The sequence below is a fragment of the Streptomyces sp. NPDC107562 genome (assembly GCF_055657325.1).
Map to the genome: position 1 here is coordinate 338,972 of NZ_JBVKBE010000003.1, position 16,245 is coordinate 355,216.

At 73.8% G+C, this 16,245-nt stretch carries 12 protein-coding genes; 8 read left to right on the forward strand and 4 right to left on the reverse strand.

The features are described from left to right. The first annotated feature begins 21 nt into the window (after window positions 1-21). The 3 genes from ACZ7LV_RS11770 to ACZ7LV_RS11780 all read left to right on the forward strand — a co-directional run bounded on the left by ACZ7LV_RS11770 (window position 22) and on the right by ACZ7LV_RS11780 (window position 2,988). Complete coding sequence (locus ACZ7LV_RS11770; protein WP_471938269.1) at window positions 22-618, forward strand: PDZ domain-containing protein; 597 nt, start codon at window positions 22-24, stop codon at window positions 616-618. A 236-nt stretch (window positions 619-854) separates the two neighbouring features. Beyond that, a complete protein-coding gene (locus ACZ7LV_RS11775; protein WP_471938271.1) occupies window positions 855-1,982 on the forward strand; it encodes a M24 family metallopeptidase in 1,128 nt (375 codons plus the stop codon). 46 nt (window positions 1,983-2,028) lie between these two features. After that, a complete protein-coding gene (locus ACZ7LV_RS11780; protein ID WP_471938273.1) occupies window positions 2,029-2,988 on the forward strand; it encodes a phosphotransferase family protein in 960 nt (319 codons plus the stop codon). A 107-nt stretch (window positions 2,989-3,095) separates the two neighbouring features. Here the strand turns inward: ACZ7LV_RS11780 and treZ are convergent, their stop codons facing one another. After that, window positions 3,096-4,841 (reverse strand): malto-oligosyltrehalose trehalohydrolase, encoded by a 1,746-nt coding sequence (treZ, locus tag ACZ7LV_RS11785; protein ID WP_471938275.1) that lies wholly within the window; start codon window positions 4,839-4,841, stop codon window positions 3,096-3,098. A 173-nt stretch (window positions 4,842-5,014) separates the two neighbouring features. On the opposite strand from treZ, the gene ACZ7LV_RS11790 reads away from it, so the two are divergent. The 3 genes from ACZ7LV_RS11790 (at window position 5,015) to ACZ7LV_RS11800 (ending at window position 7,544) form a co-directional block, all read left to right on the forward strand. Then, entirely contained in the window at window positions 5,015-5,566 is a 552-nt protein-coding gene (locus tag ACZ7LV_RS11790) for an FHA domain-containing protein (RefSeq protein WP_471938277.1), read from the forward strand. A 179-nt stretch (window positions 5,567-5,745) separates the two neighbouring features. Continuing rightward, complete coding sequence (locus ACZ7LV_RS11795; protein ID WP_471938279.1) at window positions 5,746-7,125, forward strand: M14 family zinc carboxypeptidase; 1,380 nt, start codon at window positions 5,746-5,748, stop codon at window positions 7,123-7,125. Then, window positions 7,122-7,544, forward strand: coding sequence for an SSI family serine proteinase inhibitor (locus tag ACZ7LV_RS11800; protein WP_471938281.1), 423 nt, complete (start codon window positions 7,122-7,124; stop codon window positions 7,542-7,544). Before ACZ7LV_RS11795 ends, ACZ7LV_RS11800 begins: the two co-directional genes overlap by 4 nt. Window positions 7,545-7,548: 4 nt before the next feature. Here the strand turns inward: ACZ7LV_RS11800 and ACZ7LV_RS11805 are convergent, their stop codons facing one another. The 3 genes from ACZ7LV_RS11805 to glgX all read right to left on the reverse strand — a co-directional run bounded on the left by ACZ7LV_RS11805 (window position 7,549) and on the right by glgX (window position 13,788). Next, entirely contained in the window at window positions 7,549-8,802 is a 1,254-nt protein-coding gene (locus ACZ7LV_RS11805; RefSeq protein ID WP_471938283.1) for a M14 family zinc carboxypeptidase, read from the reverse strand. Between the two features lie 306 nt (window positions 8,803-9,108). Next, window positions 9,109-11,460 (reverse strand): malto-oligosyltrehalose synthase, encoded by a 2,352-nt coding sequence (gene treY / locus ACZ7LV_RS11810; RefSeq protein ID WP_471938285.1) that lies wholly within the window; start codon window positions 11,458-11,460, stop codon window positions 9,109-9,111. A gap of 219 nt (window positions 11,461-11,679) precedes the next feature. After that, window positions 11,680-13,788, reverse strand: coding sequence for a glycogen debranching protein GlgX (glgX, locus tag ACZ7LV_RS11815; RefSeq protein ID WP_471938287.1), 2,109 nt, complete (start codon window positions 13,786-13,788; stop codon window positions 11,680-11,682). Window positions 13,789-13,971: 183 nt separating this feature from the next. On the opposite strand from glgX, the gene ACZ7LV_RS11820 reads away from it, so the two are divergent. Both ACZ7LV_RS11820 and ACZ7LV_RS11825 read left to right on the forward strand, forming a co-directional pair. Then, on the forward strand, window positions 13,972-14,793 hold the full coding sequence (locus tag ACZ7LV_RS11820; protein ID WP_471938289.1) for a Tat pathway signal sequence domain protein: 822 nt from the start codon (window positions 13,972-13,974) through the stop codon (window positions 14,791-14,793). A gap of 106 nt (window positions 14,794-14,899) precedes the next feature. Further along, window positions 14,900-16,207: a copper amine oxidase gene (locus ACZ7LV_RS11825; protein ID WP_471938291.1), complete on the forward strand. Its 1,308-nt coding sequence runs from the start codon at window positions 14,900-14,902 to the stop codon at window positions 16,205-16,207. Window positions 16,208-16,245: the final 38 nt, after the last annotated feature.

Sequence of the window (16,245 nt, forward strand, 5' to 3'; positions counted from 1 at the left end):
GGGGTTCCGTGGAGGCGAACCATGGAACAGACTGCGCTGCGTCCCAAGCCGATCCCCGGACAGGAGCACGGCGGCTCCGCTGCCGATCCCGTGCGGCGCCCGCATGCCGCGCGGCGGCGCGGACGGCGGCTCACGACGCTGCTTCTCGGGCTCCTCGTCGGGACGGGTCTCGTCCTCTCCGGCGTCGGGCTGGGCACGGTGGCCGCCACGGTGATCGGCATGAGCAGGCTCGCCGAGGCCCAGGGCGCGTCGGTACGGCCCGGGGCCCCCGCCCCGGCGTCGTCGGCGCGCCCGTCCCCCTCGTCGGGACCGGGCGCACAGGGGTCACCGGCCACCGGACCGGCCCCCGCGGCGGACCTGGTCATGGGCGTCGAGGTCACCGACGCCGAGAAGTCCGGCGCGCTGGTCGTGGGCGTGCACATCCCGGGTCCCGGCTACGCGGCGGGCCTGGTGCGGGGTGACGTGCTGCTCACGTTCGACGGCACGCCCGTCGAGTCCGCGGCCGACCTCGTCCGGGCGGTCGACAAGGCGCGCCCCGGAGTGGGCGTCCTGGTGACGGTGCTGCACGAGAGCGGCGGCTACCAGCAGTTGTCGGTGGCGCCCGGCGTCCTCACGTGACCACCCGGAAGTGGCTGGTGAGGCCGCCCTTCGCCGGCCGGCACACGAGAGGCGGGCCCGACGACCAGCGGCCGTCCCGCGCACGTGGTCGAGGTCGCGCCGGGCCTCCCGGGGCACTGACCGACAGACTTACTAATGGAATTTCTTCCTCCAAGCATTAGTTTTACCGGCTCGCGTCGCCCCGCGCGGGCGGGCAGGATGCTGCCCGTGGTTCCGAACGGCTCAAGGAGGCTGGGATGACCGGCAGTACGGCCGCGCCCTTCACGGCAGACGACTACCGCACCCGGATGCGGCGCGCCGCGCGGGCCGCCGCCGACGCGGGACTGGCGGGGTTGCTGGTCGCCCCGGGGCCCGACCTGGTGTGGCTCACCGGCTACGCGCCCACCGCCGCCACCGAACGGCTCACCCTGCTGGTCCTCGCCCCGGACCGGGAGCCCGTCCTCGTCGTCCCGACCCTGGAGGCCCCCGACGCCGCGCACGCGGCCGGGGCGGCCGCCCTGACCCTGCGGGACTGGACCGACGGCAAGGACCCCTACGCCCTCACCGCCGGCCTGCTCGGCGCCTCCGGGCGCTTCGGCATCAGCGACAACGCCTGGGCCATGCATCTGCTGGGCCTGCAGAAGACGCTGCCCGGCACGTCCTACGCCTCCCTGACGGAGGCCCTGCCCATGCTGCGTGCCGTCAAGGACGCGGCGGAGCTGGACCTCCTGGCCGCGGCCGGAGCGGCCGCCGACGCCGCGTTCGAGGAGATCCGCCGCGTCGCCTTCGCCGGTCGCCGGGAGTCCGACGTCGCGGCCGACCTCGCCGCCCTGCTGCGCCGGTTCGGGCACTCCCAGGTCGACTTCACCATCGTCGCCTCCGGCCCCAACGGGGCCAACCCGCACCACGAGGTCGGCGACCGGGTCATCGAGCGCGGCGACATGGTCGTCCTCGACTTCGGCGGCCTCAAGGACGGCTACGGCTCCGACACCTCGCGCACCGTCCACGTCGGCGAACCCACCGGCGAGGAGCGTGAGGTGCACGACCTCGTGCGCGCGGCCCAGGAAGCGGGCTTTCGCGCGGTGCGGCCGGGCGTGCCCTGCCAGGACGTCGACCGGGCCGCCCGCGCGGTCATCGCCGACGCCGGCTACGGCGAGTACTTCATCCATCGCACCGGGCACGGCATCGGCGTCACCACCCACGAGCCGCCGTACATGATCGAGGGCGAGGAGCAGCCCCTGGTCCCCGGCATGTGCTTCTCCGTCGAGCCCGGGGTCTACCTGCCGGGCCGCTTCGGGGTGCGCATCGAGGACATCGTGACCGTGACCGAGGACGGCGGCCGTCGCCTCAACAACACCTCACGGGAGATGCTGATAGTGGAGTGAGCCGACCCAGAGCCCCTGCACGCACCCGAGCGACAACGGTCCCGCCATGACCCAGGCACCGCCACCCACCGAGGAAACCGTCCGCGAACTGGTCCGTTCCCTGCTCAAGCAGGGCGCGGGAAGCCTCGACGTCCGGCCGGTCGCCGGGAGCGGCGGGCACGTCACGTGGTGGGTCGGCACCCGGCACGTGCTGCGCCTCGCCCCCGACCGCGAGGCGGCGCTGCGCCAGCGCCGCGAACTGCGGGTCCGCGACCTCGTCCGCCCGCACCTCCCGGTCACCGTCCCGGTCAGCGTGGCGCACGGCGAGTGGGCACCCGGCCTCACCTACACGCTGGACGCCAAGGTGCCCGGTGGCCCGGCGCCCGAGCACGACGTCTCCGCCCTCGGCGAGGCCGACCTGGCGGGGCTTCTCACGGGGCTGCGCGAGGTGCCCGTACGGCAGGCGGAGGCCCTCGGTGTGCCGCGCGCCGCCCCGCGCTCGCTGGAGGACCTGCGCGCCGCCGCCGAGGACGCCGCCGAACGGCTCGCGGCGGCCGACGAGTTCGACGCCGTCCGCCTGCACCAGTTCACCCCGCCCGGGGCCGTGCAGCTCGCCGCGCAGGGCGGTGGAGCGGTGCTCGTCCACCACGGTCTCACCGCCGCGCACCTGGTGGTCAGCGCCGACGGCCGGGTCCGCGGCGTCCTCGGCTGGGCCGACGTGGTCCTCGGCGACCCCGCCGAGGACATCGCCGTCCTCGCCCTCGCCGTCGGTGCCCCCGCCGCCGTCCGCGCCGCCACCCTCGCCGGTTACGGTGCCCGGCCCTGCCTGCGCGGCCTGTGGCTGGCCCGCTGCGACAGCCTCGTCGACCTGGCCGCCCGCCTCGCCGGCCGGGGCGACGCGGCCCTGCCGGCCCTGAGGAAACGGCTCCGGCACGCGTGGGAGGCGATCCTCCTGGAGCGCGTGACGGAACTCAGGGGGGCCGACGCCGACGCCGACGACACGGACGACGCCGACGACGGCCTCTAGGGCCTGTCTGACAATTCCCGTCTGCCGGACTCCGGGCGACGACGCGAATTGTCAGACAGCCCCCAGCGCTCCGGCGGCGGGTGGCGTACCCGCGGGCGGGGCGGACCCTAGGGCTGTGCCACCACCACACAGGACTCCGCGGGCACCCGCAGCACCCCGTCCTCGTCCGGCGCCGTGACCGGCTCCCAGGCGGCGAGGATCTCGGTCGGACGGGTGCCCAGGGGGATCCCGACGGGGGTCTTGGCGAGGTTCACCACCACGCAGATGTCACCGCGCCGGAAGGCGAGCCAGCGTGCCTCCTCGTCGTGGACCACCTTGAGGTCGGCGAGGTCCGGGTCGGTGAGGTCCGGCTGTTCGTGGCGCAGGGCGATGAGCCTGCGGTACCAGGCCAGCACACGCGCGTGGTGATCGCTGCCGGGCTCGGTCCAGTCGAGGCAGGAACGGTCCCGGGTCGCCGGGTCCTGCGGGTCGGGCACGTCCTCCTCGGCCCACCCGTGCGCCGCGAACTCCCGTCGCCTGCCCCGCCGTACCGCCTCCGCGAGCTCGGGGTCGGTGTGGTCGGTGAAGAACTGCCACGGCGTGCCCGCCGCCCACTCCTCGCCCATGAACAGCATCGGCGTGCACGGGCCGGTCAGCACCAGCGCGGCGGCGCAGGCCACCAGGCCGGGGGACAGGTCCGCGCAGAGACGGTCTCCCTGTGCGCGGTTGCCCACCTGGTCGTGGGTCTGGCTGTAGCCGAGGAGCCGGTGCGCGGCGATCCGTGACCGGTCCAGCGGCCGGCCGTGCCGCCGGCCCCGGAAGCTGGAGTAGGTGCCGTCGTGGAAGAAGCCGCCGGTGAGGGTCTTGGCGAGCGCGCCGACCGGGGCCCGCGCGAAGTCCGCGTAGTAGCCCTGCGACTCACTCGTCAGCGCCGCGTGCAGGGCGTGATGGAAGTCGTCGTTCCACTGCGCCTGGAGCCCCAGGCCGCCCGCCTCGCGGCCGGTGACGAGCCGGGGGTCGTTGCGGTCGGACTCGGCGATCAGGAACAGCGGCCGGCCCGTGTCCGCGGCAAGGGCGTCCACCGCGGCCGACAGTTCCTCCAGGAAGTGCACCGCGCGGGTGTCCACCAGTGCGTGCACGGCGTCCAGCCGCAGCCCGTCCAGCCGGTAGTCGCGCAGCCACGCCAGCGCGCTGCCGATCAGGAACGCCCGCACCTCGTCCGAGCCGGGCGCGTCCAGGTTGACGGCCGTGCCCCAGGGGGTGTGGTGCCGGTCGGTGAAGTAGGGGCCGAACGCGGGCAGGTGGTTCCCGGACGGCCCGAGGTGGTTGTGCACCACGTCCAGGACCACGCCGAGACCGAGCTCATGGGCCCGGTCGACGAAGCGCTTGAGCGCCGCGGGCCCGCCGTAGGGCTCGTGCACCGCCCAGAGCGAGACCCCCTCGTAACCCCAGCCGTGCCGCCCCGGGAACGGGCACAGCGGCATCAACTCCACGTGGGTGACGCCCAGTTCCGCGAGGTGTCCGAGGCGGTCGGCCGCCGCGTCCAGCGTGCCCTCGCGGGTGTACGTGCCCACGTGCAGTTCGTAGAGGACCGCACCCGGCAGCGGGCGGCCGGGCCACTCGGCGCGCCAGGTGTGCAGTCCGTGTTCCACCACCGCGCTCTGCCCGTCCGGACCGTCCGGCTGCCGTCGCGAGCGGGGATCGGGCCGCACCGGGCCCTCGTCCACCGCGAATCCGTAGCGCGTGCCGTCCCGCGCCTCCGCCTCGATCACCCACCACCCCGCTCGCTGCGGATCCTGCTCCATCGCGCGCGTGGCTCCGTCGCAATGGAGCGTCACACGGTCGGCCTGCGGTGCCCACACCTCGAACTGCACGGACGGTTCCCCTTCGTCTGCTCACCGTGATGTAGCTCGACCATCGTGCTTCACACGAGATCAATCCGCTTGTGCTTACCCCCTTTTGCGCCGGGTGTCGTCCGGTACGCGCGTGTGGTGGCCGTTTCCCCGATTTCTGGACACCCGGGGTTCACTGCCCGACAATCACCCGTGTGACGTCGTCCTTCGAGTTCTCGACCTACCCCGCGCGGCTGTCCGACGCGGAGCGCGACAAAGCGCTGAAGGTGCTGCGTGACGGCGTCGCCATGGGCCGTCTCTCGCACGACACGTTCGTCCGGCGGATGGAACTGGCGCTCGCCGCCCGCCGGTCCGACGAGCTCGCGGTCCTCACCGCCGACCTGCCCACCGAGAGCCGGCTCGCGCGCATGGTGTTCGGCACGGTCGAGGCGGTGTCGGGCTTCACCGAGCGGTTGCGCAGGTCCTGGCGGGCCGAACGCCTGCCCAAGCTGCTGCTGCCGCACCCCGCCGTCGGCCACCCCCTGCGCATAGGCCGTGACCCCGCCAACGGACTCCGGCTCAACCACGAGACGGTCTCCCGGGTGCACGCCGAGCTCACCCGCCAGGGCGGCATGTGGGTCCTTCGGGACCTCGGCTCCACCAACGGCACCACCGTGAACGGGCGGCGCGTCACCGGCGCCACCGTCGTCCGCGAGGGCGACCAGGTCGGCTTCGGGCAGACGGCGTTCCGGCTCGCCGCCAACTGAGCACGACCGGGCGGCACCGGGCGGCACCGAGCGGAGCCGTGCACCCGCCGCGCCGAGGCCCGCGGAACGCCCCCGGTCCGCGCGCGGCGGACCTTCGACCGCCTCAAGTCGCCCTGACCGTCGCGGTGTTGACGTACTCCTGAACTCGTGACTGACTGTGCGTACACCACGCACATCAGGTGAACCGACGGCACCGGAGGTGTGCCCTGCCGCCACTCCTCCGGTATCCGACCGTCGACGAGCTCGGCGCACGCGCGGCCGCCCTGGTCGCCCGCCACCCCGGTGCCGCCCGGCTGCGCCGCGTCGGCACCTCGCGCGCGGGAACTCCCCTGTGGCTGCTGTCCGTCGGCCACGGCAGCCGGCACGCCCTGGTCGTCGCGGGACCGCACGCCAACGAACCGGTCGGCGGCGCCACCGTCCTGCTGCTGGCCGAGCACGCCCTCGCCGACCCCCGCCTGACCGAGGGCGCCGACACGACCTGGAACCTGCTGCTGTGCCTCGACCCCGACGGCCTGCGGCACAACGAGGGCTGGCTGACGGGGCCGTACAGCCTCGACAGGTACTTCCGGCGGTTCTTCCGCCCCGGCTTCCACGAACAGCCCGAGTGGCTGCCCGACGGCGCGGCCGGCGCCGCGCTGCCGGAGACGCGTGCGCTGCTCGCCCTCCAGGACGAACTGAAACCTTTCTTCCAGTGCTCCCTGCACGGCGTGGACGTCGGCGGCGGCTTCGTCGAACTCACCCGTGACCTGCCCGGCCTCCCCCAGGCCGTGGCCCAGGCGTCGGCCCGCCTCGGCATCCCGCGCGAACTCGGCGCGTACGACGCCCTGTACTGGCCGGTGCTCGGTCCCGCCGTCTACCGGATACCGCCACCACGCCGGGGAGACCTGGTCGCGGCGATCACCGAGGCGGCCGTCGAGTCGACGTGGTACCACCCGCACCGGCACGGCACGGTGACGGCGGTCGTGGAGGCCCCCATGTGGGGCGTGGACGCCGTGGGGGACGGCTCCGCGCCCGCCGACACCGAGGCGGCGCTACGCGCGCTCAGCCGGGCGCTGCGCCACGACACGCGGCTGCTGCGCGGCATCCTCGCGCGCGTGCGCCCGCACGCCGCCACGGTCCCGGACGCGGCCCGGCTGCTCGCGCCGGTCGACGACTACCTGCTCGTGTGCCCCGGGCTCGCCGACGACTGGGACCCCGACCTCGGCGACCGGCCGCGCCGCACCCTGCCGCCGCTGACCACCGCCCATCTGACGGCCCTGCGCGTCTCCGCACGCCGGCTCGCGCTGCGCACGGCGGGGCTGCTGCACCAGCTCGTCACGCGCGCGGGGCGCGATCCGGCCGGTGTGCTGCCGGAGCTGGACGGGCTGGTCGACCGGTGGTGCGCCGACTACCGGGACGGCTGCGGGGCCCGCTGGATCCCCGTCGCGCGCCAGGCCGAGTACCAGTCCCAGGTGATTCTCGCCGCGTTCGACCTGGCCCGGCGGCACGCGCCCCGGGACTTCCGTTCGGGTGAGTCGGGCTGGGGCTGCGAACCGGTCGTGCCGATGCACCGGGAATGACGCACACCCTCACCACGAAAGCCCTGCGGGGCGGTCTGTCGGCCGCCGCCGCCGCCCTCCTCCTCGTCGGTGCCGCACCGGCGCGGGCGACGGTCCCGGAGTCCCGTGTGAGCGACTGGCTCTACCTCACGGTCACCCGGGGCGAAGGCGGGTCCGGCGACACGCGGGGCGCCCTGCTGCTGTGCGACCCGCCCCAGGGCCACGGCCGGGCCACCGAGGCCTGCGCCCAGCTCGCCTCCGTGGGCGGCGACATCGGCCGGCTCCCGCTGAAGCACGCGTACTGCCCGATGGTCCACGCGCCGGTGACGGTCCACGCGCGCGGGCACTGGCGGGGGCAGGCCGTCGACTACCGGCGGACGTTCGGCAACGCCTGCGAGACGGAGGCACGCACGGGGGCGGTCTTCGCGCTGGACGGCTGACCGGTCACGCCGCGCGGTCGCGGGCGTGCAGGGCCGCCGTGACGACGGTGCGGGCCTGGTGCTCGACCTGGTTCTCCAGGGGCACCCAGCGGGCCCGGAATCGGTCGGCGAAGGCCTCGCTCCAGGCGGCGACGAGCCGTTCGAGGCGCGGGGCCGCCCGGTCGTCGGTCTCCTGAAGGACCCGCAACAGCATCGCCGCCGCCCGCAGGGGCAGGCGGCGGGCGAAGGCGTCGACGCTCCCGACGTACGCCATGGTGTGCCCGGCGGGCGGAGTGTCCCTCCAGTCGGCGGCCAGCCCGGGCACCAGCTCCAGCGCCCATCTGGCGGCCCGCAGCAAAGGGCTGTCGAGGCCCTCCAGACGCGGTGCGGCCTGCGAGAGCACCCGCTCCACCCGGAGCGCGTCCCGCAGCAGCCGGCCGGCCAGACGCCGCATCGCCGCGGCCGGCGCCGGATGCGGGGCGGGGTCGTCCACCAGGTCGCTCGCCCACATCGGCACCTCCACGACCGCTGTCAGACCGCCGTACCGGTGCACGTGGTACCAGGTGCTGCGGCGGGCGTCGTCCGAGGGCATGCTCGGGTAGGCCTGTCCCGCGCCGGCGGCGGGCATCACATGCACCCCGGGTCCGGCCGCGGGCCACCCCGCGGCGTCCGAGGCGCCTGTCTCCACGGGGATGTGCAGCTCCGCCGCAGACTTGGCGAACGGCTCGGCGAGGCCGGGTATGTCCTTCGTCAGCTGCACCCAGCTGCCGCCCAGGTCGGTGCCGTGCAGTGTCACCTGGAGATAGGGCCGCAGTTCGTCGATCACGCCGGTCAGGGCCCGCGTCTCGGGCGGCAGCCGGTCCGGCGGCAGCACCGCCGGCGACCACTCCGGCTGCTCCGGGCCCGCGGGCCGGAAGAATCCGAGGTGGTAGTCGTACAGGCTGCGCGGCGCCGGCGTCACGTGCAGGCTCGCCCCGTCCGGGTCCGCGCACAGCAGGAAGTGCCAGGAGATGCCGGCCCGCAACTGCCAGTCGTGCACCACCCGTTCGGCGACCGCGAGCAGCGTCGAACCCCCCGTCGGCTCGTTCGCGTGGGCGCCCGCCACGACCAGGACCGCGTGCCGCGAGCGTCCCACGGACAGCATGTGGAGCGGCCGGCCAGCGCGGGAGAGGCCGATCTGGCGCAGGGCGCACAAGCCGGGATCCCGAGCGGCCAACGCCCGGGCGGACGACACGATTTCGGTCACGGTGGGGTAGCGCAGCTCCGGCAGAGGACTCACCCCCGACGTGTCCGCCCGGCTTCGCTCCCGCAGTACCGCACGGTCCAGGTGCGGTGTCAAGGAGAGGGCGGGGGAGCCTGCGGGGGGCGCCCGGATGCGCGCACGGCAGCGCGCGGACGCGTGCACGCCAGGACGGCGCACGCACGCCCCCGCCGATCCGCTCCTCCTGGCGGCCCGGTCGACCTGCCGCGGGGCGGCCCGGTCCCGCACCGGACCGCCCGGATCCGCCCGACCCCGCCCGCGCCCGCCTGGATCCGCCCGACCCGGCCCGCGCCCGCGTGTGCCCGCCCAGCTCCGCCCCAGGACTCAGCCGACCCGCTCCAGCAGCACCACCGGCAGCGGCTCCAGAAGCTCCCCCACGCGCGCGTGCCCGCTGAACCCCCGCTCGGGAGCGAGCACGTCGACCCAGCGTCCCGGCGGCAGCGGCAACGCCGTTTCCCGCCAGCCGCCGGCCTCCGCCAGCCGCCGCGACAGCCGGGTGACGGCCACGACGACCTCGTCGGAGCGGGCGTACGCCAGGCAGTGCGCGGCCGCCGCCCCCTCGGCCGCCAGCGGCACGTAGGTGGCCCCCTCCCCGAACACCCCGGGCCGCCGCGCCCGCAACCGCAGTGCCGCGGCGGTCAGCGCACCCTTGGCGCCGGGGTCCTCGGCCGGCGGGAACGCGGCGGGGCGGCGGTTGTCCGGGTCGACCAGCGCCCGGTACTCGCCCTCCGTGCCCTGGTACAGATCCGGCACCCCCGGCATCGTCAGATGGACCAGTGCCGTGCCGAGCACGTTGGCCCGGACGTGGGGTTCCAGCTCCGCGCGCAGGGCGGCCACGGACTCTCCCGGCGGACCGCACGGCCCCGCGTCCACGAACGCCGTCACCGCCTCCTCGTACGGCGGCTCCTGCTCCGTCCAGCTGGTGTACAGGCCCGCCTCGCGGACATGCTTCAGCAGCGCCTGCCGTACCCGGTCCGCGTCGGCGGGACCGAGGCCGAACACCGTCTGCCAGGCCGCCCACGCCACCTGCGCGTCGGGCACCCCCTCACCGGTGCGGGTCACCTCCGTCAGCACGTCCGCCCAGCGCTGCGGGCACTCGGTGAGCACGGCGAGGGCCGCCCTGACGTCCGCGCTGCGCTTGGTGTCGTGCGTCGAGACGACCGTCCCGGTGAGCGGCCAGTCGCGCTGCACGCGCGCGCAGTACGCGTGGAAGACCTCCGGAGCCAGCGCGGGCACCCCCGGGTTGCCGCCCACCTCGGTCGCCGACAGCAGCGGCACGTAGCGGTAGAACGCGGTGTCCTCCACGGACTTGGCCCGCAACGCCGACGCGGTCTGCGCGAACCGCGCCCGGAAGTCCAGCTGGTCCGGCCCGTCGCCGTAGCGGCCCAGCACCAGCCCCCGCACGACGTCGACCGCGCCGGCCTCCTCGGGTACGACGAAGGCGGCCACCGCCTCCACCGCGGCCGCCTCGGTGACGACGGCCGCCGCGTCCCCGGAGCGGTACGGCCGGTAGACCTCCATCCGCACCAGCAGCTCCCGCAGCGCCGTGTGCAGCGCCCAGGGAGCGCGGTCGCGCAGCTCCGGCTCGGGCGAGGCCGCGCACAGGCGGCTCGCCGCCCGGGTCAGCCGGTCCACCTCGGCGGCCAGCTCGTGCTCCAGCACGCGGTACGCCGCCCGCCGTACCGTCGCCTCCCAGTGCCCGCCCCGGTCCGTCTGCGGAGCCGCGAACCGCCGGTACTGGCCGAGGAGTTCACCGGCGCCGGCGGGGTCCACGAACACGCCGTCGACGTGCCGCAGGGCGTCGTAGCCGGTGGTGCCCGCGACGGGCCAGGAGGCCGGCAGGCTCTCCCCGTCGGAGAGGATCTTCTCCACGACCGTCCAGCGCCCGCCGGTCGCCTCGTGCAGCCGCCGGAGGTAGGCGTCGGGGTCGGCGAGCCCGTCGGGGTGGTCGATGCGCAGCCCGTCCAGCACACCCTCGTGCAGCAGCTGGAGGATCTTGGCGTGCGTCGCCTCGAACACCTCCGGGTCCTCCACGCGCACCCCGATGAGCTCCGAGATGCTGAAGAAGCGCCGGTAGTTGAGCTCGGTCCGGGCCAGCCGCCACCACACCGGGCGGTACCACTGCGCGTCCAGGAGCTGCGGCAGGGGCAGCCGGTCGGTGCCCTCGCGCAGCGGGAACGCGTGGTCGTGGTAGCGCAGGACGTCCCCGTCGACCTTCAGGTCCTCGATCGCGTCGCCGAGCGGCTGCCCGAGCACCGGCACCAGCAACTGGCCCCCCTGCGCCTCCCAGCCGATGTCGAACCAGCGGGCGTACGGCGACGTGGGGCCCTGGCGCAACACCTCCCACAGGGCGTGGTTGTGGCGCGGCGCCATCGCCATGTGGTTCGGGACGATGTCCAGCACCAGGCCGAGGCCGTGCTCGCGCGCGGTGCGTGCGAGCGCCCGCAGCCCTGCCTCGCCGCCCAGTTCCTCGCGCACGCGCGCGTGGTCCACCACGTCGTAGCCGTGCAGTGAGCCCGGTACGGCCTCCAGGACCGGGGACAGATGCAGATGGGAAACGCCGAGCGAGGCGAGGTACGGCACCGCCGCCGCCGCGGCGCCGAACGGGAACTCGGGCTGCAGCTGCAGCCGGTACGTGGCCGTGGGCACCACCGGGTCAGGACGCTCAGGTGTCATGCAGAGCTACGTACCCGCCCCGCCGGGTTTCGTGTCATCGCCCGCCGCCCGTGCGCCCACACGCGTGGCCGGATCCCGGCGGGCGGGAGCGAGGGTGACGCCAGGGGAGTGACCCGTGCCGGCCCCGCCCGCCCGGCACGGCGGCCACGGCGCGCCCGGCGACCTGCACCGGGCGCGCCGGGAGCCACCTCACCCCGCGCGCGTGCAGCGGCCCCCGGTCTAGGCGGGCCGCTGGAGCACCGTCAGGCTCCGGTCCGGCAGGGTGATGCGGTCCCCGTCGGCCACCTTCGCGCCGGTGCCCGCGGGCACGCCCTCGGGCCGGGCGGTTTCGACGACGACCTGCCACTGCCGTCCGTGGTCGACCGGCACCACGAAGTCCAGCGCCCTGGGCGAGGCGTTGAACATCAGCAGGAACGAGTCGTCGGTGATGCGCTCCCCGCGCGGTCCGGGCTCGGAGATCGCGTTGCCGTTCAGGAACACCGTCAGGGCCGACGCCTGCGCCGACTCCCAGTCCCGCTGGGTCATCACCTCGCCCTCGGGGGTGAACCAGGCGATGTCGGACAGCTCGTCGTGGGTGCCCTCCACCAGCCGGCCGTGGAAGAAGCGCCGCCTGCGCAGCACCGGATGGTCCCTGCGCAGCCACACCATCGCGCGGGTGAAGTCCAGCAGCTCGCTGCCGTCCTGCGGCCACCGGACCCAGGCCAGCTCGCTGTCCTGGCAGTAGGCGTTGTTGTTGCCCCGCTGGGTGCGCGCGAACTCGTCACCGTGGCTGATCATCGGCACGCCCTGGGAGAGCATCAGCGTGGCGATGAAGTTGCGCATCTGCCGGCCGCGCAACGCCAGCACGTCCGGGTCGTCGCTCTCGCCCTCCGCGCCGCAGTTCCAGGACCGGTTGTGGCTCTCGCCGTCGCGGTTGTCCTCCCCGTTGGCCTCGTTGTGCTTGTCGTTGTACGACACCAGGTCGTGCAGCGTGAAACCGTCGTGGCAGGTGACGAAGTTGATGGAGGCGAGCGGCCGGCGTCCGTCGTCCTGGTACAGATCGGACGAGCCGGTCAGCCGCGAGGCGAACTCCGCCATGGTGCGCGGCTCGCCCCGCCACAGGTCCCGCACGGTGTCCCGGTACTTGCCGTTCCACTCCGTCCACAGCGGCGGGAAGTTGCCCACCTGGTAGCCGCCCTCGCCCACGTCCCACGGTTCGGCGATCAGCTTCACCTGGGACACCACGGGGTCCTGCTGCACCAGGTCGAAGAACGACGACAGCCGGTCCACCTCGTGGAACTGCCGCGCCAGCGTGGCCGCGAGGTCGAAGCGGAAGCCGTCGACGTGCATCTCGGTGACCCAGTACCGCAGCGAGTCCATGATCAGCTGGAGCACGTGCGGCGACCGCATGAGCAGGGAGTTCCCGGTCCCGGTGGTGTCCATGTAGTACCGGGGATCGTCCGCCAGGCGGTAGTACGACGGATTGTCCAGGCCCCGGAAGGACAGGGTCGGGCCCAGGTGGTTGCCCTCGGCGGTGTGGTTGTAGACGACGTCCAGGATCACCTCGATCCCGGCCTCGTGCAGCGCGCGCACCGCCGACTTGAACTCCAGGACCTGCTGGCCCCGGTCGCCCCAGGAGGCGTACGCGTTGTGCGGGGCGAAGAAGCCGATGGTGTTGTAGCCCCAGTAGTTGTTCAGGCCCATGTCCACCAGCCGGTGGTCATTGACGAACTGGTGTACGGGCATCAGCTCCAGGGCGGTGACCCCGAGCCCGGTCAGGTGCTCTATGACCGCCGGATGGGCGAGCGCCGCGTAGGTGCCGCGCAGCTCCTCGGGCAGCCCCGGGTGCCGCATGGTCAGGCCCTTGACATGGGCCTCGTAGATCACCGTCTCGTGGTACTCGGTGCGGGGCGGCCGGTCGTCGCCCCAGTCGAAGTACGGGTTCACCACGACGGACGTCATGGTGTGCGGGGCGGAGTCCATGTCGTTGCGCTCGTCCGGGGAGCCGAAGCGATAGCCGTAGACCTCCTCGCCCCAGGAGACCGCACCGCTGATCGCGCGCGCGTACGGGTCGAGCAGCAGCTTCGCCGAGTTGCAGCGCAGCCCCCGCTCGGGCGCGTCGGGTCCGTGCACGCGGTAGCCGTAGCGCTGCCCCGGCATGACGCCCGGCAGGTACGCGTGCCGTACGAACGCGTCGCTCTCCCGCAGTTCCACCGCCGTCTCCGAGCCGTCGTCGTGCAGCAGACACAGCTCTACTCGGTCCGCGGCCTCCGTGAAGACCGCGAAGTTGGTGCCGGCGCCGTCGTACGTGGCGCCGAGCGGATATGCCTCTCCAGGCCAGACCTGCATGGATACGACTCTTCCAGGTGTGTCGTGGTGGTGGGACCGCCTTGGCACCGAGTCTCCACGAAAGTGAGGGAACCACCTATGACTTACTGCCCTCTTACCGGTCGACCAGTGCATACGGAGGTATGCCGAATCAGTGGGGCAGACACGTACTCCCCTGGAGATCAGGGGGAGTAGGGGGAGATTGTGCGCAACACAGTGCACCGCCATCTGGGCAAGGTGGTGGCCGGAGCCGCCATCGCGCTCGCCGGGACCGCGGTGATGGTGGGGATCACCCTGCCGGGCACGGCGGGCGCCGACGACACGGCCGGGGGAACGGCCGACGCACGCGGGGCCCAGCGGACGTCCCAGGGCGCCGCGGACGGCCGCGAGGCCGTGCCCCCGGGCGTCGTCGAGCAGGCGCCGGCCCAGGGCGAGACGGGCACCGGCCGTGACCCGCTCACCGAGGACGAGACGAAGCGGGTGGAGCGCCTCGCGCTCAGCCGGCAGCTGATCAGTTCCGGCGAGGGCGTCGACGGCGGCCGCGGACCGCAGCGGCTCGGCGTCGAGCTCGCCGAACCGGAGGCCGCCGAACTGGGCGACCCGAAGGCGCCCCGGCGCGCCGAGGTGTCGTTCTACGACTACGGGGACGACACCCTCGTCACCCGGACGGTCGACCTCGGCACCGGGAAGGTCGAGCGGACCGCCCGTCAGCGGGGTGTCCAGCCGCCGCTCAGCCGGGCCGAGGCCACCGAGGCGGCCAGGCTGCTGATCGCCGACCCGCTGGGCGCGGGTCTGAAGGCCGACTACAAGGACGCCACCGGCCAGGACCTCACCTCGCCGGACCAGCTGCTGCTCAACAGCATGGTGTACCGGGCCACGCCGGGCGCCCAGCCCGCCGTGCTCGACCGGTGCGGTGAGCACCGCTGCGTGCGCCTGTTCCCGAAGGTGAAGAACGGGCCGTGGATCGACGCCCGGCACCTGGTGATCGACCTGAGCGCCCGCAAGGTGGGCGAACTCCCCGACTGAGCCGCTCGCGCGGGTGCAACCCCGCCGCCGGCCTGCCTCGGTCCCTCCTTCCCACCGATCCTCCAGAGGGCTCCGGTGAGCCTTCCGCAAGGGAGTCGATTTCGTCATGTCCGTGATCAGCAACAGCCGCGCCCGCAGGCGGACGGCCCTGGCCCTCGCACTGGCCGGGCTGGCCGCCGGTGTCACCACCGGGGCGGGTCCCGCCGCCGCGCGGCCCAAGGCGGCGGCACCGGCGGCCGAGTGCAGCGCCGCGTACCGCATCGAGCAGAAGCTCTCCACCGGCACCACCTGGCGCATGTGCTGGCGCTACCACAAGGAGGCCGGTCTCGTCCTGGAGCACATCACCTACCAGCCGCCGGGCGAGGCCCGCCCGATCAAGGTGCTGGCCTCCGCCAAGCTCGGCCAGATCCATGTGCCCTACGACGACGGCAAGGCCGAGTACCAGGACCTCACCCAGGCCGGCTTCGGCCAGGGACTGAAGGACCTCGCACCCGGGGAGTGCCCCGGCGGCACCATCAAGACCGTCCGGGTGCCCGAGGCCTGGGACCCCGCCCACCAGAACGTCAAGGGCCTGTGCACCACCACTCGTTCGCGTGGTCATGCCTACCGCATGCAGGGGGAGACGGCGAACAAGGTCTTCCAGAAGCAGGGCAAGGACCTGCTCGTCTACACCGTCAACCAGGTCGGCTGGTACGAGTACATCACCGAGTGGCGTTTCCAGGACGACGGCACGATCAACATGAACGTCGGCGCCACCGGGTCCCTGTCGCCCGTGGACTACGACGCCGGCGACGGCCGCGGCTGGCCGATCGGCAAGGGTGCCAAGGCCTACGCCACCAGCCACAGCCACAACGTCTTCTGGCGGCTCCACTTCAACCTGGACGGCTCCACCAAGGGCCGGGTCGAGCAGTACGACTCGAAGGTCAGCGCCCCCGCCGGCGGCCGCCCGGCGCCCACCAACAAGACCACCCGCACCGCGATCACCAAGGAACTCGCCGGCGACGCCAGGAACATGCGCTGGTGGCGCGTGGTCAGCGCGACCGGCAAGAACAAGGACGGGCACCGGCGTTCGTACGAGCTCGTGCCCGGCGCCGGGGCCAAGTACCCCGGCCGCAGCTACACCAGGCACGACGTGTACTTCACCGAGTACGCCAAGTGCGAGCAGTACGCCAGCGACAACCTGCCGGACTGCGGCGCGGGACACGGCAGGTCCGTCGACAAGTGGGTGAACGGACAGGCCCTGAAGAACCCGGTGGTCTGGGTCAACGTCGGCTTCCACCACGTGGCGCGCGACGAGGACCAGCAGCCCATGCCGGTCCACTGGCAGGGCCTGTCCGTCGCCCCGCGCGACGTGACCGCTATGAATCCGCTCACGCCGGCCGAGCTGGCTGATCAGAATGGACGCCCCGAGTAAGGAAGTTGGGAGACGAGCCTGCCCATCCGGCTGCACCG